The organism is Snodgrassella sp. B3837 (genome assembly GCF_026535955.1).
Taxonomy (GTDB): domain Bacteria; phylum Pseudomonadota; class Gammaproteobacteria; order Burkholderiales; family Neisseriaceae; genus Snodgrassella; species Snodgrassella alvi_E.
Genome location: NZ_JAFNPI010000006.1, coordinates 240,841 through 261,906 on the forward strand (window position 1 = coordinate 240,841; position 21,066 = coordinate 261,906).

Here is a 21,066-nt window from a genome sequence, read left to right on the forward strand (position 1 = left end):
AACTAGAAAAATGTCAGCAAATTCTATGGTGCTAATCGCTGCTTAATCCATAGGCCTTTTTCTCGCATATACTGAACACGGTCATGCAGACGGCTAGGTCTTCCCTGCCAAAACTCCACAAGATCAGGCTCGACCAGATACCCACCCCAATGCGGAGGACGTGGTACGTTCAGCAAGTATTTTGCTCCAAACGCAGCGGCACGAGTCATCAGCACGGCTTTGCTACTGATAACCGAACTTTGCTCACTTGCCCAGGCTCCGATACGGCTGCTGTAGGGACGGGAACGGAAATAAGCATCAGAATCTTCAGCAGCTAGCTGCAGTACTACGCCCTCCACCCGCACCTGACGTTCCAGCTCTGGCCAAAAAAAAGTCAGTGCAGCATAGGGATGCTGGCTTAAAGCACGACCCTTACGGCTATGATAATTGGTAAAGAACACAAAGCCCTTTTCGGTCACTTCTTTTAATAATACGATGCGCGCATTAGGACGGCCATGTTGATCCACTGTAGCTACATTCATCGCAGTAGGTTCATTCACTTTGGCATGTATGGCTTCTGTTAGCCACTTTTGAAACTGTTCTAGTGGATGAGCACAACAATCGGCTTCACTAAGTGACTGTTGGCTGTAATCCTGACGTATGTCATGCAAATCCAGATTATTCATAGTATTAATTTATACATACAAAAATGATGATAGCAGTGCAAGACCGTCTTGCTGATTTTTCGGTACTAATAGCGTATAATTGAGCACTTTAACAGCTTTATATTTAATCGTAATATAAAGTCTGGTTGGCAATTATCCTACCCGCCGCAGCGGGTAAACGCAAATAACTTCAGGCAACATGTCTTTAACCGTTATCGGACTTAATCACCAAACCGCTCCTGTTTCTGTGCGCGAACGTCTGGCCTTTCCGGCTGCTGTACTGTCAGAAGCACTGTGTTCACTCGGCTGTCAGACAAATATTGCTGAAGCGATGATCTTGTCCACCTGTAATCGCACCGAAATCTATTGTATTGGAGATGCTGACGCTGCCATACAGTGGTTGGCCAGTTATCATCAGTTACCATTCACAGAATTCGCACCTTATCTGTACAGACTGCACGATGTGCAGGCCATACAGCATGCTTTTCGGGTGGCTTGCGGTCTGGATTCCATGGTGCTGGGTGAACCACAGATTCTGGGACAGCTTAAAGAAGCAGTGCGCATAGCTCGCTGTCAACATACTTTACACCAGCACCTGAATGCATTATTTGAAAAAACCTTTGCAGCAGCCAAAGAGATTCGCAATGAAAGTGCCGTTGGTGAAAATTCAGTGTCCATGGCGGCGGCAGCGGTGAAAATGGCTGCACAGATATTTCCTGATATTGCCGCGTTGAATGTGTTAATGGTGGGTGCCGGTGAGATGATTGAGCTAGTGGCTACCTATTTTGCTGCAGAGCATCCGCGACGCCTTACGGTACTTAATCGCACACTAACCAGAGCTCAGGAGTTGTGCAGCAAATTGAATAACGGTGCTAATGCCCGTATTCTGACGGACTTACCTGATATCCTGCCCGAATACGATGTGGTGGTGTCCTCCACTGCCAGCCCGTTTCCGGTCATTGGCAAAGGCTTGGTCGAACGGGCACTTAAACTACGGCGCGGTATGCCTGTATTTCTGCTTGATTTAGCTGTGCCACGTGACATCGAGACTGAAGCCGGCGAGCTCAACGATGCTTATCTATATACTGTGGACGATATGGTCAGTATTGTGCAGCATGGGCAGGCTGCCCGACAGCAAGCTGCCGCAGCTGCAGAAAAAATGGTGGCTTCCAAAGTGGCTGAATTTATTGCCTGGCAGCAGACACGCAGCAGTGCACCCTTGATTTGCGCTTTGCGTAGCCAAGGCGAAGAACAGCGCTGCAAAGTGGTAGCTAAGGCTATGCGCCGCTTGCGTAATGGCACAGCAGTTGAAGAAGTATTGCAACGTCTGAGCCATGAACTTACCAATACTCTCCTGCATGCCCCTACTCGTGCGCTGAATAAAGACAGCCAGCAACATCCTGAGCTGGCAAAGGCCATTAGTTTGATTTATCACCTGAATGATTCACATTTACAGCAGTAAATGTAATTCAGCAATAGGTTTGCAGTAGTACTCACCAAAAGTTTCAATTGATTAAAAGTTTAAATAATTACAGGATTCCAGATGAAACCTTCATTGATAGAAAAGTTACAGCACCTGACAGAACGTCTGGAGGAAGTAACCGCATTGCTGGCTTCTCCTGATGTTACCAACGATATAGACGAATATCGTCGCCTCACTCGTGAACATGCAGAACTCACGCCGGTGGTGGATACATACCGCCAGTACACACAAGCGCAAACTGATCTGACAGCTGCTGAAGAAATGCTGACAGACCCAGAATTAAAAGAATTTGCAGCAGAAGAAATTACCCATGCGCGCAATCAGATTGCTCAGTTAGATGGTGAACTGCAAAAACTGCTCTTACCTAAAGATGAAGACGACGATAAAAATATATTTATCGAAATCCGTGCCGGTACCGGCGGTGATGAAGCAGCTTTGTTTGCAGGTGATTTGATGCGCATGTATACCCGTTTTGCCGAACGTATGGGCTGGCAGGTAGAAATTGTATCAGCCAGTGAAAGCGACTTGGGCGGATATAAGGAAGTGATTGCACGTATTGCCGGCATGAATGTATACAGCCAGCTCAAATTCGAATCAGGTGGACATCGAGTACAACGTGTACCGACTACTGAAAGTCAAGGCAGAATACATACTTCAGCCTGCACCGTAGCCATCATGCCCGAAGCTGACGAAGTTGCGGAAGTACAGTTGAATCCGAATGATTTGCGTATTGATACCTTCCGTGCATCCGGCGCCGGCGGACAGCATATCAATAAAACCGATTCGGCCGTACGTATCACCCATCTACCCACCGGTATGGTAGTAGAATGTCAGGATGGCCGTTCACAACATGCGAATAAAGCACAGGCAATGAAGGTACTTGCTTCACGCTTATACGAACAGCAGAAGCATGCAGCTCATGCCAAAGAAGCAGCCGAGCGCAAAAGTCTGATTGGCAGTGGTGACCGCAGTGAGCGCATTCGCACATACAATTACCCTCAGGGACGGGTCACAGACCATCGCATAAATCTTACTTTACATAAACTTGATTTTATTATGGACGGTGATTTAAGCGAATTGACACAGGCACTGATAGCCGAGCATCAGGCTCAGCAGCTGGCGCAGCTCAGCAATGCCAGCTAAAGCACAAAAAAGCTGTTCTGGTACACCAGAACAGCTTTTGTTTTACATACCTGGCAAAATCGAATGAAGACTGCTGCCGTAAAACAGAAACCAGATAGCAGCTATGGCCAGCACAATACCCGCTAGATTCAAGCCATTAATTTTTTCTTTAAATATCAGAGCACCAATTACCGTAGCTAGCGTAATCACACCCAGATTCATGCCAGCAAATACCAGTGACGGGTTCTGCTGAAACTGCTGATGAGCACGAATATAAAACAAAATATTAGCAAAATTCAGACAGCCCAGTAGTAAACCGGCCAGAATACTGGCTGCATTCCAGACCGTTCGGCGTAAAAGCAAATAGCCTATAATCAGCACAGCAGCCAAAATAAATGCTATCAGCAAAGTCGGGGCAAAAGCTGTGCCGCTTTTAGCCATCTGCTTAAATAAAATATCCGTAGTGCCATAACACAGCCACACCCCGAAAAGACAGCCTGCGGTACTGAAAAACCCACCCTTTTGCTTACTTTTAGGCGATTTTTCGCGATAAAGTAACGCCAGCAAAGCCATCAGAGCTAGTGCAATCCCAATTATTTTATTATTACTCAGGCTTTCACCAAACCATATAAAAGCCGCCAGTATAGGTAAAAATAACGAAAGGCGCTGTGCCGCATCTGTTTTAACCATACCGGCCTGCTCAATGGCTTTGCCCAACACAATAAAGCCTAGTGGCAGCCCGATACCCAGTGCAAGAAAAATTATCCAGTGGTGGGCATAAACTTGCCAGTCTGATAACTGTGGATGCAGAAACAACCAACTGCATAGAGCGGCAACTGGATAACCCACCGCTACCGCCTGAGCAATAACCACTCCATTTCTACGTGCTACTTTCAGCAATACGGATACAGCCACACTACATAAGATACTGATAATCAGAAAATGCATTTTTTCCCCTAAAACAAAATTTAGCGCAGATTAACAGCTTATTCAGAATTTTAAAAATCAAAATCCGCCTGTATCCATAATTTTTCTATTAAACTGTCCTTGTCTTCACCAATTTGTCGTGACTGCTGCAACAGTTGTTCAAGCTTGCGCCGGCGCAATTGACATAAACGCAGTACCTGCTGCTTCTGCCTATCAGAAAACTTTAACCAATACAGACGCTCATCCCTACTGCGCAGGCAACCTTTGCAATAGCCTTTATGATTACTTTCACATACGCCGCGACAGGGGCTCGGAATAACAAAAAATTCCAACTGTTCCATTACGCAGATTCCTATGTATAAAACAATACAGCATTTGTAGATAACATCTTTAGCCGATAAAGCACAATAGACACTTCATGGCTATAACCTGGCAGCAGTCGAAACAAACCCGCGCGATTAAGATTAGCAGACAGCCTGATTTTGCTAAAAATTCCACGAAAAGCAGAGTAAATGTTATAATTCAAGGTTAATTTACCTCTGAATAGCAAATACAACTAGGTTACACACCCCCATGAGTAAAAAAATTCGCAATATTGCCATTATCGCACACGTCGACCACGGCAAAACCACACTGGTAGACCAGCTACTACGCCAGTCTGGTACATTTCGTGCCAACCAGCAAGTAGACGAACGGGTAATGGACAGCAACGATCTAGAAAAAGAGCGTGGCATTACCATTCTGGCTAAAAATACTGCCATCGAATATGAAGGCTATCACATTAATATCGTCGATACCCCGGGACACGCTGATTTCGGCGGCGAAGTAGAACGCGTACTGGGCATGGTAGACTGCGTACTACTACTGGTCGATGCACAGGAAGGCCCGATGCCGCAAACCCGCTTTGTTACCAAAAAAGCACTGGCACTGGGATTAAAACCAATTGTGGTTATCAACAAGATTGATAAGCCTAGTGCACGTCCAAACTGGGTAATCGACCAGACTTTCGAACTTTTTGACAAACTGGGTGCCACAGACGAACAGCTCGACTTTCCCATTGTTTATGCTTCCGGTTTGACTGGCTTTGCTAAACTGAATGAAGAGGACGAATCCAACGACATGCGTCCGCTGTTTGAGACCATTCTCAAATATACACCTGAACCGGCCGGCGATGCCGACCAACCTTTGCAATTGCAGATTTCCCAGCTGGATTATGACAATTACACCGGCCGTCTCGGTATTGGCCGTATTCTGAACGGACGCATAAAACCGGGTCAGGTAGTTGCTATTATGAATGAAGACCAGCAGATTGGTCAGGGAAGAATCAATCAGCTACTTGGCTTTAAAGGTCTAGAGCGCATTCCACTACAGGAAGCAGAAGCTGGTGATATCGTCACCATTTCCGGACTAGAAGATATTGGTATCGGCGTCACCATCGCAGATCGCGAACAGCCACAAGGCTTACCAATGCTCAGCGTGGACGAACCTACTCTTACCATGGACTTTATGGTAAATACCAGCCCTTTGGCCGGTACAGAAGGCAAATTCGTTACCAGCCGTCAGATTCGCGAACGTTTGCAGAAAGAACTGCTGACTAACGTTGCTCTGCGGGTGGAAGACACCGCCGATGCCGATGTTTTCCGCGTTTCCGGCCGTGGCGAACTGCATCTAACCATTCTGATTGAAAACATGCGCCGCGAAGGTTATGAGCTAGCCGTGGGTAAACCACGCGTAGTATTCCGCGAAATCGACGGCATAAAATGCGAACCCTACGAAAATCTGACTGTCGATGTAGAAGACAACACCCAGGGCGCTGTCATGGAAGAGTTGGGCCGCCGCCGTGGTGAACTTACCAATATGGAAAGTGATGGCAAAGGACGCACTCGCCTAGAATATCGTATTCCAGCTCGCGGCCTGATTGGTTTTCAGGGCGAATTCATGACCATGACTCGTGGTCAAGGACTGATGAGCCATGTATTTGATAACTACGCACCGGTGAAGGCAGAAATTCCCGGCCGTCGTAATGGCGTACTGGTTTCACAAGAACAAGGTGACGCTGTTGCCTATGCACTGTGGAACCTTGAAGACCGCGGCCGCATGTTTATCAATCCGGGCGAGAAAATTTACGAAGGTATGATTATTGGCATTCATAGCCGTGATAACGATCTAGTAGTCAACCCTCTGAAAGGCAAAAAACTGACCAATGTCCGTGCCTCCGGTACCGATGAAGCTGTGCGCCTTACTCCGCCCGTTTTAATGTCTTTGGAAGCAGCTGTAGAATTCATTGATGATGATGAACTTGTAGAAATCACTCCTCAGACCATTCGCCTGCGTAAACGTTATCTAAGCGAGCAGGAACGGCGCAAACACTTTAAAAAACTGGATTGATTCCGACCTTTCCAGCACAACAGGCAGCCTCAAAATGGCTGCCTGTTTCAGCATTTACACAATAAAAACCGTTCGCATACCATTATATGGTATTCACCTTCATCGCTGATTGCTGATCACAGCTTTAACAGCAAAATAAGTTTAAGAAGAGAATCATGGAGTTTTCATATATGTATACATTACCAACGGCCACTGCGTCCAGAACAGACATCAATATACAAATACCATTTCCAACTGCTACAATTATTGGTTGGTCCTAACCGATTACATAACTTTTACCTTCACAACATAATTTACTCTTGAGTGTGACAGCAGCATCCCCAATCTACAAATATTATTCCTTTTTTCGCGAGGACTTATCTGCCATGACCTCAGTTTTGGTGATATTGGCTATTGTTTTATTACTTATCGGGCTGTTAGGTACATTTATGCCCGCCCTACCCGGATTGCCACTTATGTTTGGCGGCGCATGGCTATTGGCTCTAAGCAGCGATTATCAGATTATGGGTACAGGCACACTGATTACGTTGGCAATTCTCACCGCCTTAGGCTGTGGTATGGATTACATGGCTGGCGTACTTGGAGCCAAGCATAGTGGTGCCAGCAGAAAAGCCATCTGGGGGGCTTTTATCGGTGCTATTATCGGCATGTTCTTTGCCCTTCCCGGTATGATATTAGGCCCGTTAATCGGAGCAGCAACCGGTGAATTCATTGCCAGACGTAATTTAGTGGCCGCTGGGAAAGTAGGATTCGCTACCCTAATTGGCCTAGTTCTCGGCGTTGTTGCCAAAATCGGCTGCGCATTTGCCATTCTGATCACAATCGCCGTGATGTATCTCTATCATTTATATTAACTGAATATTTAACTAACCACCAAGAGAAAAGGCTACTGTATTTGTAATAGAATACATAGCCTTTACTTTTTAAAATTTTATCCATTCTCACGTATGCGGCAATGATTGCCGGTCGGCGCAGGCTTGTCTTATCATAGCTTGCCCATAACTAGTGAAAATCTAATTAATTATTTCCTATAAAACAGAAACTATGTCCGCTGTTGCCCCTTTTGCGTTACCCAAAAGCAGTCAGACCGTACACTGGCCGGATTTAAATGCTGGTAGTCTGCCATTTCTTCTCAGCAAGCATTTGCCTGAAAAAAAACTAAAAATTGTTCTCACAGCGGATGCAGAGCAGGCTATCCGTATTCAGACGGCATGGCAGTTTTTTGACCCAGCTGCGCGTATTGTATTTTTTCCTGACTGGGAAACCTTACCATATGAACATTTTTCTCCCCATCAGGAGCTGGTATCCGAACGCCTTAGCACATTATGGCAATTAAAAAACGGACTGGTTGATGTTTTACTGTTGCCGCTAGCCACAGCAATGCAAAAAATCGCCCCGCCTTCATTTTTGCTTGGCCGTACATTCTGGCTCAAAACCGGCCAGCAATTGGACACTGATGCACTCAAACAAAGCCTGATAGAAGCAGGCTACAACCATGTTACCCATGTAGTAGCCACCGGTGAATTTGCCACCCGTGGTGGGATACTGGATATATTCCCGATGGGTAGTGACACTCCATTCCGTCTCGATTTATTTGATAATGAAATCGACACCATTAAAACATTCGACGCCGATACTCAGCGCACCCTGAACAGTGTTGAAGAAATCCGCCTGCTGCCTGCACATGAATTCCCCACCGACAGCGATGCCCAAAAAATTTTTCGTAGCCGTTTTCGTGAAGAAATCAGCAGTGATCCCCGTAAAGCAACAGTCTATGCAGCTGTATCCGAAGGCCACTTCGGTGCCGGAGTGGAATATTATCTGCCTCTATTCTTTGAAGAAGAATGTGTCAGCATTTTTGACTACATCAATCAGGATGCTATTCTGGTCAGTCTAGGAGATATACACAACGAAGCAGCACGTATCTGGCAGGATGTTAAACAGCGCTATACCATGGCACAAGGCGACCCAGCCTATCCACCGCTGGCTCCGCATTATTTATATATGAGTGAAGACCAGATTGGGGCACGCATCAAAGCATATGCGCGTGTGGTACCGGAGCTAAGCAACCATAATAGCTACACCTTGCCTGATGTTGCCGTCGATAGACAGTCTGACGATCCTCTGCACTCTCTGAAAGCTTTTTTGCAACAGTGGTCTGGTAAAGTATTAATCTGTGCTGAAAGCCTTGGCCGACGTGAAACCATGCTTAATTTCATGCGTGAGTATCAATTGCAGCCACATATCGTCAGTGGCTGGGCAGATTTTCTTCAAGCCAAGGCTGAGTTGTGTTTGACCATTGCACCATTAAGCTATGGCTGCCTGTTGGCCGAACAAAGGTTGGCCATCATCACCGAAGCCGACTTATATCAATACGTCGTACGTGGTCGCCGCACCCGCCGCAAACACAGTGCCGTTTCCGACGGTATGCTGCGTGATCTGGCAGAAATCAAAATTGGCGACCCTGTTGTACACGAACAGCATGGCATTGGTCGCTATCAAGGTCTGGTAACACTTGATCTGGGTGAAGGTGCCAGTGAAATGATGCTGCTGGAGTATGCCGAAGGTTCACAGCTATACGTACCAGTCAGCCAGCTGCAATTGATTTCCCGCTATGCGGGTAGCGCACATGAAAATGTTAGCCTGCACAAACTCGGACATGGTGCATGGGATAAGGCACGGCATAAAGCTGCTGAAAAAGCCAGAGATACTGCTGCCGAACTCTTAAACCTCTATGCACGGCGTGAAGCACAGCAAGGGCATCGCTTCAACCTAAACGAAATAGATTATCAGGCCTTCGCCAATGGCTTCGGCTATGAAGAAACTGAAGATCAGGCGGCCGCTATTGCCGCCACTCTTAAGGATTTATGCGCAGAAAAACCAATGGATCGGCTTATTTGCGGCGATGTAGGATTTGGTAAAACGGAAGTTGCCTTACGGGCAGCTTTTGTAGCCGCTATGGCTGGCAAGCAAGTCGTGGTACTGGCTCCAACTACTCTGCTGGTTGAGCAGCATGCCCAGAATTTTGCCGACCGCTTTGCAGATTTTCCCATTAAAGTTGCTCAACTTTCACGTTTTAATACCAGCAAACAGACACAAGCCACGCTTGCTGGACTAGCAGATGGCACTGTTGACATTGTTATCGGCACACATAAACTGGTTCAGCCGGATGTCCATTTCAAAAATCTTGGTCTGGTCATCATCGATGAAGAACATCGATTTGGCGTTCGTCAGAAAGAACAGCTAAAAAGCCTTCGCGCCAATGTTGACGTACTGACTCTTACCGCCACACCGATTCCACGCACCTTGAGCATGGCTTTAGAGGGTCTACGTGATTTTTCCCTGATAACCACCGCACCCAGCCGCCGTTTAGCCGTTAAAACCTTTGTCCGTCCCCTCAGCGATGGACTGATACGTGAGGCAGTAATGCGCGAACTGAAACGTGGTGGCCAAGTTTTTTTTCTGCACAATGAAGTAGACACCATCGCTAATGCTTATGAAAAACTAAGTAGTTTATTGCCAGAAGCACGCATTGGCATTGCACACGGACAGCTACGAGAGCGCGAGCTGGAACAAGTAATGCGTGACTTTCTACAACAGCGCTATAACGTACTGCTATGTTCAACCATTATCGAAACTGGCATAGACATCCCTAATGCCAATACCATTATCATTGAGCGTGCAGATAAATTCGGTCTGGCACAACTACATCAGCTGCGCGGCCGTGTAGGTCGTTCCTATCATCAGGCCTATGCTTATCTACTTGTGCCCGAAGCCATGACCAAAGATGCTCAGAAACGACTGGAAGCAATTGAAATGGCCGATGATTTAGGCGCCGGTTTCACTCTAGCGATGCAAGACCTGGAAATTCGCGGTGCTGGTGAAATTCTCGGAGAAGGTCAGTCTGGTGAAATGATTCAAGTAGGTTTCACCCTCTACACTGAAATGTTAAAACAAGCAGTACGCAATTTGAAAAAAGGCCGCGAACCGGATTTAGATGCGCCACTAGGCATTACCAGCGACATTAAACTACACAGTCCAGCTTTGTTGCCAGAAAGCTACTGTCCAGACATCCATGCACGCCTCGTTTTGTACAAACGGCTGGCCAGCAGTGAAACCGAAGCTGAAATAGACCAGATTCACGAAGAATTAATTGACCGTTTTGGCTTGCTTGAACCGGCAGTATCCACACTGATCGCCAGTCACCATCTGCGCCTCGAAGCAGCAAATCTGGGTATAGATACCATAGATGCCAGCAGCGAAAGCATAACGTTCACATTTGGCAAGCATCACTGTATTAATCCGGCAACCATCGTTGCCATGATGCAAAATGATAAAAATTACCGCCTTGTCGGTGCAGACAAACTCAGAGTGAATATCGGCATAGAAGACGTGCAACAACGAGTGCAAATAATCAAGAATATTATGAAACAACTCGCAGTAGATGCCAGCTGAAACCGAATGTATTTATATCTGACACCAGCTTTTTAACACACTCATTGAGATTTACTTGTATATCATTCAGCGCAATTACAGCTTACTACAATTGCGCTGTTTGCCGATTTTTAGCGCACATTATCCAGTGCAAACAACTCAGATCCATGCCGTTTCAACCATAAACGCGCATCATGCGTCTTTGATGTATATTTGGCCACCATTGCCCAAAAGTCCCTACCATGATTCGCATAGCGCAGATGACATAATTCATGAATACAAACATAATCAACCACAAACGCCGGAGCTCCAATTAAACGCCAATTTAGACGGATACCGGTACGCCTGCGGCATACACCCCAAAATGTACGTGCTTGAGTTAACGCCATAGATGCGGGTTGTTGCTGTATCACAAGTGCCCAATACTGTAAACGCGATATTAGCTCAGTCTGAGCACACTGCCTTAGCCACGTTCGCAGTATATCAGGCGCGGATGCTTCAGATGTCTCTGGTAACAAAAAGCCCTGTTGCTGATACCATTGTACAGTCGAGAGCCCCTTAGCAAAGGTATAAGAGAAGCGTTGCCCACGATACCAGATAGTGTTCGGTAACTCTGTTTTAATAGATTCTGACTGCTGCCACAATCGTTTAAGCGCCGCTTCATTGGCACCAAACCATTTCTGCAATTGTTTCAGGGAGACAAAAGGCGGTATATTGACAATCAACATAGAAGCCGAAGCGACGCGTACAATGATATTTTTCCGCGCCGTCCGCCGCAAGTGAAACTTGATAACACAGCCATCTTGAGTAGTGTGAATAATCACCGACATATTTATGCTCAAGCAGAATTCTAATCGGCAGACGCGAATAAACGTAACAGATTTATCAATGTATGCACAACCTAGCCATTGCTTAATCAAAGTATTTATGAAAATCAACTATCTCTTCTTTAAACAGCCATGTAGAAACTAGATTTTGATTACAGACAACTAAGCAACACTAAGTTAGCCAATTAAAAAACAATAAATCGTAATTAATGAATTGATTTTCAATCTATTATTTGGCCTCATTAAATTGATTAGTGAGGTAAGACAGGCGTGGGTACTTGAGGATTTTTCGGTGCAAAAGGTCCCACACCCTGAATTTCTATCTGTTTGTCTTCTATCCACTGCTCACAATGCTTAATTAGCTCTTCAGGATTATGTGCCTGTTCATAGTGTATTGGCGCACCAATCACTACGGTCACTTTACCTGGATACTTCAAAAAAGAGTCCTTAGGCCAGAATTCACCACTGTTTAAGGCTACTGGTATCAAATTAAGATGTAGTTCCTGAGCCATGCGCGCAGCGCCTTTTTTATAATGACCGCGATAGCCCGGTTTAATACGGGTACCCTCAGGAAAGATGCAAATCCACATGCCTTTCTGATGGCATATTTTGCCCTGACTGATTATCTGCGCATTTGCTGCTTTGGGATTATTACGGTCTATCCCGATAGTGCCACGCCATTTCAACGCCCAGCCAAATACCGGAATCCGAAAAAGCTCACGTTTTGCCACAAAAGCCAGATCTGGGAAAAAATACAACATAGCCAGCGTTTCCCAGCCCGATTGATGTTTACAACATACAATACCCGGTTCCTGCGGAATATTTTCCCGGCCAATTACTTCATATTTAAGGCCAATAATATGTTCCAGCATCCAGAACAGGGTTTTACCCCATGCAGTTGTCGTCCATGTCACGCCTTTAGGGACAAGCATGGAAACAATCACCGCCATCAGCCAAACTAGCGAGAATATACACAAACAAAACCAGTAAATTAAATTACGTAACAACAGCATGTTAAATTATTCCTCGGCTGATTTTTCAGCCTGTGTACGACAGAATTTAGCAAAATCAAGCAAATCGTCATACACCTGCGTATCTTCAGGCAAAGTTTCCATTTTTAGCGTTTCTTTGCCTTTCCCCGTTAATACCAGTATTGGATGGCCTCCGATGGCTGCTATTGCTTCCATATCACGAATACCATCACCGACCAGCCATGTATCCTCTGCTCTCATATGTAGCCGGTCGAGTATATCCAGCAATAAACCCGGCTGAGGTTTGCGGCAATGGCATTTTGCATTGCTGGTGTGCGGACAAAACCACACACCGCTCAGTCGACCACCAGCTTTCTGAATATAATTGTGCATTTTCCCATGCACTTCATTCAGTTGTTCCATCGTGACTTGATTGCGCCCGATACCCGACATATTTTCTGCTACCACTACCGTGTATCCGCTTTGAGTTAGAAAGGCCACCGCATCCATGCTGCCTGGCAGAGGATGCCATTGATCTGGATCACTAATAGGCTGCGGCTGCATTGCATTGAGCACCCCATCTCGATCAAGAATAATTAGTTTGCCTTTTCCACTCAATATCATAAATATCCTTACTGTGCAGGTTTCAGACTTTGCCTCCACTGCATCAGGGCACTATCAAATACCCCGTCCAGTAAAGCCTGATTTTCATCGGAAATTTCGACATGATAAAAGCTTTCCAGCGCCGGCGTATTCAGTGTTTGGACATAATCTTCCATAAAACGACCATACCCCTCCTCTTCATCATCGTAGTAATACAGAGAAAAGCGGCATCCTTCTTCGTTAAAATCACTGTCTTCCAGACAGCCAGCCATATTATTTAGTACAAATTCAGCACCACTTATCGCCTGTGCCTTTAAAGCGCCCATGTCTTCTTCTGCTGCTTCATCCCATTCTGGATTGTACAGACCACGCCGCACAATCCAAGACCAATAATATCCCATGTGTGTGGCCGCATTGGCCAGAGCCAATGCCGGCGGATAATCTTCTTCAGTATGAAACACCACATTATCTAATATCATAATTCAGCTTTCATCTATTAAGGGAACGGGTTAAGGCAGTACTACTCATTCAAAAGAGCAATATCAGCCACAGCATTCATCTGGTGAGACAAAAACAGTAATAAAGCCAGACGATTATTTCTGATTGCCTCATTTTCATCCATTACCATTACATTAGTAAAGAATACATCCACCTTTTTTTTAATACCGGTGAGTTCGGACAATGCCTGAATAAAGTCTTGTTTTCTCATAGCTGCCTGAATGCGCACAGCGACTTCTTCAGTAGCATGGTATAGATTCAGTTCATCCTGTTCTTGCAATTTTGAAGAATCAACAGCTGGCAAAGCTGATACGTCCGTTTTTTTCAGCAGATTATGTACACGTTTATTCGCAGCGATCAGCGCTGTTGCTTCCTCAAGCTGCTTAAACTGGGTAACAGCGGCTAAACGCGCGTCTAATTCACCCAAATCATCCACTTGTCCTGCAAGTACCGCGGCAACCACATCCTGCTCATAATTATTCTGCAACAGAATATCCAGTCGAGCCTGCATAAATCCGGCCACTTCAGCTACAGTATTTTCCGCTAGTTTACCGGCAGGGAAAGTAGCAAACGCGGCCTTTAGTAATGGCTGCAGCGCCAAATGATGCTGCATGAGCATGCGCAAAATACCCAGAGCACTACGACGCAAGGCATATGGGTCTTTATCACCAGTAGGAACAAGGCCGATACCCCAAATACCTATCAAGGTTTCAAGTTTGTCAGCCAGTGCCACTACCGTTCCCAACACATTATCCGGCAAGACATCATTAGCAAAGCGTGGCCAGTAATGTTGTTCTATCGCGACAGCAACATTTGGATTCTCACCATCATGCAACGCATAATATTTGCCCATTGTGCCTTGTAATTCAGGGAACTCTCCTACCATATCAGTCAGTAGATCAGCTTTAGCCAGTTCTGCAGCACGTGCAGCCAGATTAACATCTGCATTTAACAACGGAGCAATTGTTTTAGCTAGACGGATAATTCGCTGAACTCTTTCAGCCTGACTACCCAGCTTATTGTGATAAACCACATTTTGTAAACGAGGTAGACGGCTGGCCAACGTAAATTTCTGATCCTGACGGTAAAAGAATTCTGCATCGGCTAGACGAGCACGCAATACCCGTTCATTACCATGAATAATGTGAACTGGATTTTCAGTCTGTAAATTAGACACTAGCAAGAAGCGGTTAATCAGCTTACCGTCACCGCTAAGTAGTGGAAAATATTTTTGATTCTGCTGCATGGTCAGAATCAGGCACTCTTGTGGTACCTGTAAAAAACGCTCATCGAAACTTGCCTGTAGTACCACCGGCCATTCTACCAGCGCGGTTACCTCATCCAACAGTCCATCTGCATAAGCCACATGCGCATGCAGCGATTCGGCCGCAGTGCTTAAATCTTGCTCAATACGAGCACGACGATCAGCAAAACAAACTACTACTTTACCTTGTTCCAGCATTTGCTGTGCATAATCTTCAGCATGCTGAATAATAATTCTGCCTTCGCTCAGGAAGCGATGGCCTAAAGTCCAATTTTGGCTACTCAGACCCAATACACTACCAGCAACGATTTCACTGCCATGCAACATAATCAGTCCGTGCACCGGCCGTACAAAAGTAAACGTACTACTGCCCCAGTGCATAACCTTGGGAATAGGCAATTTTTTAATAGCCTGATTAAGAATTTCGCTTAAGAGAGCACTTAAGGGCTGGCCTGCCTGCGTATATTCATACGCATACACCATCTGTTTGCCATCATTTATCTGTGTAAGCTGACTAATTTCAACCTGATTGCTGCGTGCAAATCCCTGCAAGGCTTTAGTGGGTTCACCATCTTTCATACCGGCTGCCACACTAGGCCCTTTTTTGATAATGCGCTGGTCTGCCTGTACTGCTTTTACATTCTGAACCAGTACGCCCAAACGTCTTGGCGCAGCAAAGACCTGATAATCAGCCACACCATCTGTGAGCTGTGCTTTTTCCAGTCCGTCCACAACTCCGGCAGCAAGACTCTCGCCCAAATTATTCAGCGCCTTAGGTGGCAGTTCTTCAGTACGCAGTTCAATTAATAAAGGAGCATTCATGCAAATAATACTTTCATTCGAATCAGGCTGTGTGGCCGGTAGATTTTTTGTTCAGTAGAGGGAAACCAAGTTTTTCACGGCTTTCCACATATTTATGCGCCACCGCACGACTTAATGCACGCACACGGCCAATATAGGTGGCACGTTCGGTTACCGAAATTGCACCACGCGCATCAAGCAGATTAAATGTGTGTCCTGCTTTCAGCACCAGTTCATAAGCAGGTAGTGCTAGACTAATATCTTCAACAGCCAACAGACGTTTGGCTTCAGCTTCATAATCATTAAACTGTGTCAGAAGCCAATCAGCATTACTGTATTCAAAGTTGTAAGTAGACTGTTCAACCTCATTCTGATGGTAGACATCACCGTAGGTCACAATCTGTCCGTCTAGCGTTTTCGCCCAGACCAGATCGTAAACATTGTCTACACCCTGTAAATACATTGCCAGCCGTTCAACACCATAAGTAATTTCACCGAGCACTGGCGAGCAATCCATGCCCCCCACTTGCTGAAAATAAGTGAACTGAGTGACTTCCATGCCGTTAAGCCAAACTTCCCAGCCTAATCCCCAGGCACCAAGCGTTGGATTTTCCCAGTCATCTTCCACAAAACGGATATCATGCTGACGTGGGTCTATTCCCAGCTCCTGCAAAGAAGCCAAATACAATTCCTGAATATTATCTGGAGCCGGCTTTAACGCTACCTGAAACTGATAATAATGCTGCAGACGATTAGGATTTTCTCCATAGCGTCCGTCTTTAGGCCGGCGGGAGGGTTGAACATAGGCAGCAAACCACGGCTCAGGCCCCAGCGCGCGCAGACAGGTGGCCGGATGGCTGGTACCCGCACCCACTTCCATATCCAGCGGCTGCAATACCACGCAGCCATGACGAGCCCAGTAGTTCTGTAATGTAAAAATTATTTCTTGGAAAGTCAGCATGAAAGGAAATTTCTGATAGTCTGCAAAATTATCTATTTTACTGTGCTTACTAGCAGTTGAACAGCCATCATTCAGTACTAAAACACTACCTCATAGCAAATAATAAACGAAAAAACACTTGCACCCTAACGCAGGTAGTGAAACGATAGACTCTTAATTAATTGCCAAGTTATTTCAATATGTATTATGGCGAACGTTTTAACGCTTACTCTCACCTGACCGGCTTTATACTATCTATCATTGGAACGGTCTTTCTGCTAATAAAATCTGTACTGTATGGCGATGCTTATCGAATAGTCAGCTCGGCCATATATGGTGGTAGTCTGATATTTCTGTATGGTATCTCCACTTTGTATCATTCCATCCGCTCACATCACGCTAAAGCCGTACTACAAAAATTTGACCACTGCGCCATATATTTGCTGATTGCCGGTAGTTATACTCCTTTTACACTCACCACACTCAACGGCGGCTGGGGCTGGTCCCTATTTGGTATCTCATGGGGACTGGCAATATTTGGTATCATTCAAGAAGTGACTATCGGGCGTAAAAGTGAAACTCGTATTCTATCCTTGATACTATATTTATTGATGGGCTGGCTAATTATTGTTGCCATCTATCCACTGATACACCACATGTCCGCTCCCGGCCTCTTCTGGCTTATTAGCGGTGGATTGGCATACAGTATTGGCATATACTGGTTTATTAATGATGAAAAAATCCGCCACGGACATGGCATCTGGCATATTTTTGTGATGCTGGGCAGTCTAGCGCAATTTATTTGTGTCTATGCCTACATATGAGAACAAGAGTCAGATGCGTCTGATAAAAGACACTAAACAATCATTCTGCATACTAACGATTAAAAGAAAGACATTGTGTGAAAATAATTCTGAACACCCTCTTTGTTTGCCTGAGCCTCCTGTTCCTTTCAGCCTGTGGTGGCGAAAAAACTCAGCACTCCGCTGCTTCATCAGTTCAAACAAAAAAAGAAATTATCATCGGCACCACTGTAGGCGATTTTGCTGACATGGTGCGCGATCAGGTCAAGCCTGAACTGGAAAAACAAGGCTACCACGTTCAGCTATTGGAGTTTACGGATTATGTCCGTCCCAATCTTGCTCTGGCAGATAAATCTATCGACATCAATGTATTTCAGCATAAACCTTATCTAGATGATTTTGCCCAGTCTCGTCATCTGGCCATCATGCCCGTGTTTCAAGTTCCAACTGGTCCGCTCGGTATCTACAGCGGCAAACTACATGAGCTGAGAGCAGTCAAAAGTGGTTCTAGTGTCTCTGTTCCTAACGATCCTTCTAATCTTGCCCGCGCATTGGTGATGCTGGATAAGCTCGGCTGGATAAGTCTAAAAAACAATATTAACCCGTTGAAGGCCTCACTAGCAGATATAGCCAGTAACAATAAACACATCAAGCTGGTGGCGCTGGAAGCAGCCCAATTACCTCGTTCTCGTCACGATGTGGATTTTGCGGTCATCAATGGCAATTTTGCCACGAGCTCAGGACTAAAGTTCACATCAGCATTATTCCTTGAACCTGGCTACACCTATGTCAACTGGGCAGCAATTCGCGCGGCTGATAAAGATACCCAATGGGTAAAAGACATTACTGCTGCGTACAATTCAGCAGCGTTTAAACAATATGCGTTTAAACGCTTTGCCGGATATAAATATCCAGAATCATGGGGCATACAAAGCACTCCTCCTGCATCTACTGCGTTACAATAATTTTTGAAGTGGTTTTAACAGGCATTTTGTTACCGGTATCTATAACAAAATGCCTTTTTTAGCAAACATAAGATAAACATGAAACCAGATGATTTAAGTATGAATACTGAAGTACCATTGGAACATAAAATTAATCTGGAGACTGCCCGTATCAGCTGGCACGAACTCCAACCCTATTTTGCCCGCGGCAACTGTATTTATATTGCACCTGAGCTGGATTTAGTTACCATTGCACATAAGATAGCAACAGACGACAGTGCTGCCATTGCACTTTTGATTCAGGAAGGTAAAATTAGCAAAGTCAGCGACATAATGGCACAGCAATTTTTTGATAATAATCAGTCGATGTGGGCTGTTGTGGTAAAACCTTATGTGCTGGTGCAGCCAGATTAAGCCCGTATCGAGAGCAGATAAATCATAAGCAATTAATCAGCATTCATAATAAGGAAGAGAATACAATGCATCGTCACCATTACGGTTTCACCATGATTGATATGATGATAACCATCGTTATTATTGCCATTCTGACTGCCATCAGCTATCCCACTTATCATAATTTTGTTCTTAAAGCCAGAGCAGAAAATGCACGCGCTGATATCTTATCCAATATAAACATGCTGGAAAGGTATTATTCCCAAAACAAAACATTTGTCGGCTACAACAAACTTGAGCAGAATCGAAGTAAAACTTTTTTTACTTTAACAGGTATATACAATCCTAGCAGCTATACACTAATTGCTACCCCAAAGGCAGCTAATAGTGGGGAAACAAAAAGTGTAGTCTATAGTAGTTTAAAGGGCATGCTGCTTTGTACTAACCAAAAAGATGATAATGGAAATTATACAGATTGCGATATTTTCTAGTTTTCAATAGTTAAATATTGATCTGAACCACTACATTTTTTTTCCAAATCACAGTATTCATTGAAACGTTGAATCACTCAACTAAGAAAAAGAGAAAACACATGCAAATACTGAAATCAGTCCTCTTGATCACCACAATATTTACACTGGCCAATACTGCTCTAGCTGCAAGCCATCAGCCTACAGACGAGAGTTATATTAATGATGATGCTGAAAGAATTATGAGCCAAATGTTGCATCAGCAACAACAGATTGAAAAAGAAATTGAGAACCTATCTGCCTCCATCCAACAAGATGAAAATCAGGTTAAACTGTTTAAGAATTGCAAACAACCTGAATGTCATCAATACAGTGAAACCACTTCTTTCCGTCTAGAACCGAACCATCAATTTACTTATCAAAATCAAGTCAGCAAAGATGGCCGCAGCAAATCCATTAGCCGCAGTGGCAGACTGATTCAAAATAAAAATAATCAGACACTGATACTTGATAATGCGGCAGGTCAGCCAGAAATCTACTTAAAACAATAAATTCAGTTCAATTTCTTACGCACTGAAATACCAGCATAATAAAAGGCAATGAAATTTCATTGCCTTTTTCTGCTTCAATAACCCGTACTGCTTATTTACGTTGATGTTTATGTTTAGGTGTATTCACCGCTGAGCGCTCAATAATCTGATCCAATTTATAAACATATTGGCTTTCTGCAGAGGCATCGGCTGGTTTAATTTCATATACGTTCAAACGTAAAACTTGATTTTCGGACGGATTAAACTGCCAACCATCAATCGTACCAGCGAAATTACGCCATACACCATTTTTAACTTTGATACCCTGCTCGTTATAGGTCACTTCACGTACTTTCAGGCATTGAGCAGCACCCTGCGCTGTCTGACAAGCCTGAGTTTCTGGGCTAATTTCCCAAAATACCACTGTTGGTTGTCCATACTGTGCTGTTGCAGTAGGCACACCCCGCCACAGCAAATGCTCACCTCGGCGATTTTCAATCCATAGCTTTGGTTCAGCATTCTGACTATCTTCAGTATTCAATAAACCAGCATGTAACTTCTGGCCGTTCATAAAAGATACAACTGCTGCATCCTGCGCCATGACATCGGGAGCACACGCTTTCATCGTACTTACCGGCGCCTGAATGTGCATATCTTCTCCGTTCAGTTGGTAAACCGAACTGATATTATTACAGCCACCAGAAACATTTAGCCGCTGACCGTTAAAATTCAGTTTCAGATTGGTATTGCCTGCAAGGCTAGCCAAAGGTCGGCCGTGCCGGTCTGTAGCTTCTGCCAACTGCCAATCATAAGCACTGAGTAGCTGCGCATTCGCCGCACGCATATTCACCTTACGGTCAGAAGTGTGGGCACAGGCAGCAAGACTACCTGCAACCAAGGCAGTGATGGCCAATTTTTTGATACTCATAATCACATCCTTGCTAAAATAACACGACACCTGCACATTAAAATAAATTTGAGCATAAAACAATAGCCACGTTTTATATCATTGAAATATATAGCC

The 21,066-nt window shown here is 44.9% G+C and carries 20 protein-coding genes; 10 read left to right on the forward strand and 10 right to left on the reverse strand.

Annotated elements, in window-relative coordinates; translation table 11 throughout:
• Nucleotides 1-23 precede the first annotated feature (23 nt).
• Nucleotides 24-656: a pyridoxamine 5'-phosphate oxidase gene (gene pdxH / locus J3U67_RS02090; RefSeq protein ID WP_267390478.1), complete on the reverse strand. Its 633-nt coding sequence runs from the start codon at nt 654-656 to the stop codon at nt 24-26.
• Between the two features lie 187 nt (nt 657-843).
• Between pdxH and hemA the strand changes: the two genes are divergently transcribed.
• Entirely contained in the window at nt 844-2,106 is a 1,263-nt protein-coding gene (hemA, locus tag J3U67_RS02095; protein ID WP_267390229.1) for a glutamyl-tRNA reductase, read from the forward strand.
• A gap of 81 nt (nt 2,107-2,187) precedes the next feature.
• The gene (gene prfA, locus J3U67_RS02100; protein ID WP_267390228.1) at nt 2,188-3,270 is read left to right on the forward strand and encodes a peptide chain release factor 1; all 1,083 of its coding nucleotides are present in this window, start codon (nt 2,188-2,190) and stop codon (nt 3,268-3,270) included.
• Nucleotides 3,271-3,312: 42 nt separating this feature from the next.
• On the opposite strand, the gene J3U67_RS02105 is transcribed toward prfA, so the two are convergent.
• Together J3U67_RS02105 and J3U67_RS02110 are read right to left on the reverse strand one after the other, a co-directional pair.
• Nucleotides 3,313-4,197, reverse strand: coding sequence for a DMT family transporter (locus tag J3U67_RS02105; RefSeq protein ID WP_267403588.1), 885 nt, complete (start codon nt 4,195-4,197; stop codon nt 3,313-3,315).
• A 50-nt stretch (nt 4,198-4,247) separates the two neighbouring features.
• The gene (locus J3U67_RS02110; protein ID WP_100152486.1) at nt 4,248-4,517 is read right to left on the reverse strand and encodes a DUF1289 domain-containing protein; all 270 of its coding nucleotides are present in this window, start codon (nt 4,515-4,517) and stop codon (nt 4,248-4,250) included.
• Between the two features lie 232 nt (nt 4,518-4,749).
• On the opposite strand from J3U67_RS02110, the gene typA reads away from it, so the two are divergent.
• The 3 genes from typA to mfd all read left to right on the forward strand — a co-directional run bounded on the left by typA (nt 4,750) and on the right by mfd (nt 11,019).
• Nucleotides 4,750-6,564, forward strand: a complete 1,815-nt coding sequence (typA, locus tag J3U67_RS02115; RefSeq protein WP_267390226.1) for a translational GTPase TypA — start codon at nt 4,750-4,752, stop codon at nt 6,562-6,564.
• 365 nt (nt 6,565-6,929) lie between these two features.
• On the forward strand, nt 6,930-7,418 hold the full coding sequence (locus J3U67_RS02120) for a DUF456 domain-containing protein (protein ID WP_267390225.1): 489 nt from the start codon (nt 6,930-6,932) through the stop codon (nt 7,416-7,418).
• A gap of 190 nt (nt 7,419-7,608) precedes the next feature.
• On the forward strand, nt 7,609-11,019 hold the full coding sequence (gene mfd, locus J3U67_RS02125) for a transcription-repair coupling factor (RefSeq protein ID WP_267403590.1): 3,411 nt from the start codon (nt 7,609-7,611) through the stop codon (nt 11,017-11,019).
• A 110-nt stretch (nt 11,020-11,129) separates the two neighbouring features.
• Here mfd and J3U67_RS02130 read toward each other — a convergent pair whose 3' ends face one another.
• From J3U67_RS02130 to glyQ, 6 genes are all read right to left on the reverse strand, one after another.
• Nucleotides 11,130-11,828, reverse strand: a complete 699-nt coding sequence (locus J3U67_RS02130; protein ID WP_267390223.1) for a M48 family metallopeptidase — start codon at nt 11,826-11,828, stop codon at nt 11,130-11,132.
• Nucleotides 11,829-12,076: 248 nt separating this feature from the next.
• A complete protein-coding gene (locus tag J3U67_RS02135) occupies nt 12,077-12,838 on the reverse strand; it encodes a lysophospholipid acyltransferase family protein (protein WP_267403592.1) in 762 nt (253 codons plus the stop codon).
• A gap of 6 nt (nt 12,839-12,844) precedes the next feature.
• Nucleotides 12,845-13,420: a D-glycero-beta-D-manno-heptose 1,7-bisphosphate 7-phosphatase gene (gene gmhB, locus J3U67_RS02140; RefSeq protein WP_100140101.1), complete on the reverse strand. Its 576-nt coding sequence runs from the start codon at nt 13,418-13,420 to the stop codon at nt 12,845-12,847.
• 8 nt (nt 13,421-13,428) lie between these two features.
• Nucleotides 13,429-13,878 carry a cell surface protein gene (locus J3U67_RS02145; RefSeq protein WP_257377999.1) on the reverse strand — a complete coding sequence of 150 codons (450 nt, stop codon included), beginning with the start codon at nt 13,876-13,878 and terminating at the stop codon, nt 13,429-13,431.
• A gap of 41 nt (nt 13,879-13,919) precedes the next feature.
• Nucleotides 13,920-15,983: a glycine--tRNA ligase subunit beta gene (gene glyS, locus J3U67_RS02150; RefSeq protein ID WP_267403594.1), complete on the reverse strand. Its 2,064-nt coding sequence runs from the start codon at nt 15,981-15,983 to the stop codon at nt 13,920-13,922.
• A gap of 22 nt (nt 15,984-16,005) precedes the next feature.
• Nucleotides 16,006-16,923 (reverse strand): glycine--tRNA ligase subunit alpha, encoded by a 918-nt coding sequence (gene glyQ / locus J3U67_RS02155; protein WP_100152480.1) that lies wholly within the window; start codon nt 16,921-16,923, stop codon nt 16,006-16,008.
• 179 nt (nt 16,924-17,102) lie between these two features.
• On the opposite strand from glyQ, the gene trhA reads away from it, so the two are divergent.
• From trhA to J3U67_RS02180, 5 genes are all read left to right on the forward strand, one after another.
• Nucleotides 17,103-17,726: a PAQR family membrane homeostasis protein TrhA gene (gene trhA, locus J3U67_RS02160; protein ID WP_267390219.1), complete on the forward strand. Its 624-nt coding sequence runs from the start codon at nt 17,103-17,105 to the stop codon at nt 17,724-17,726.
• A 77-nt stretch (nt 17,727-17,803) separates the two neighbouring features.
• Nucleotides 17,804-18,670 (forward strand): MetQ/NlpA family ABC transporter substrate-binding protein, encoded by an 867-nt coding sequence (locus J3U67_RS02165; RefSeq protein ID WP_267390218.1) that lies wholly within the window; start codon nt 17,804-17,806, stop codon nt 18,668-18,670.
• Nucleotides 18,671-18,748: 78 nt separating this feature from the next.
• Nucleotides 18,749-19,063 (forward strand): DUF2288 domain-containing protein, encoded by a 315-nt coding sequence (locus tag J3U67_RS02170; protein WP_267390217.1) that lies wholly within the window; start codon nt 18,749-18,751, stop codon nt 19,061-19,063.
• 65 nt (nt 19,064-19,128) lie between these two features.
• On the forward strand, nt 19,129-19,533 hold the full coding sequence (locus tag J3U67_RS02175) for a type IV pilin protein (protein ID WP_100140096.1): 405 nt from the start codon (nt 19,129-19,131) through the stop codon (nt 19,531-19,533).
• A gap of 101 nt (nt 19,534-19,634) precedes the next feature.
• Entirely contained in the window at nt 19,635-20,063 is a 429-nt protein-coding gene (locus J3U67_RS02180) for a hypothetical protein (RefSeq protein WP_100152477.1), read from the forward strand.
• 91 nt (nt 20,064-20,154) lie between these two features.
• Here J3U67_RS02180 and J3U67_RS02185 read toward each other — a convergent pair whose 3' ends face one another.
• Complete coding sequence (locus tag J3U67_RS02185; protein WP_267390214.1) at nt 20,155-20,970, reverse strand: META domain-containing protein; 816 nt, start codon at nt 20,968-20,970, stop codon at nt 20,155-20,157.
• Nucleotides 20,971-21,066 lie beyond the last annotated feature (96 nt).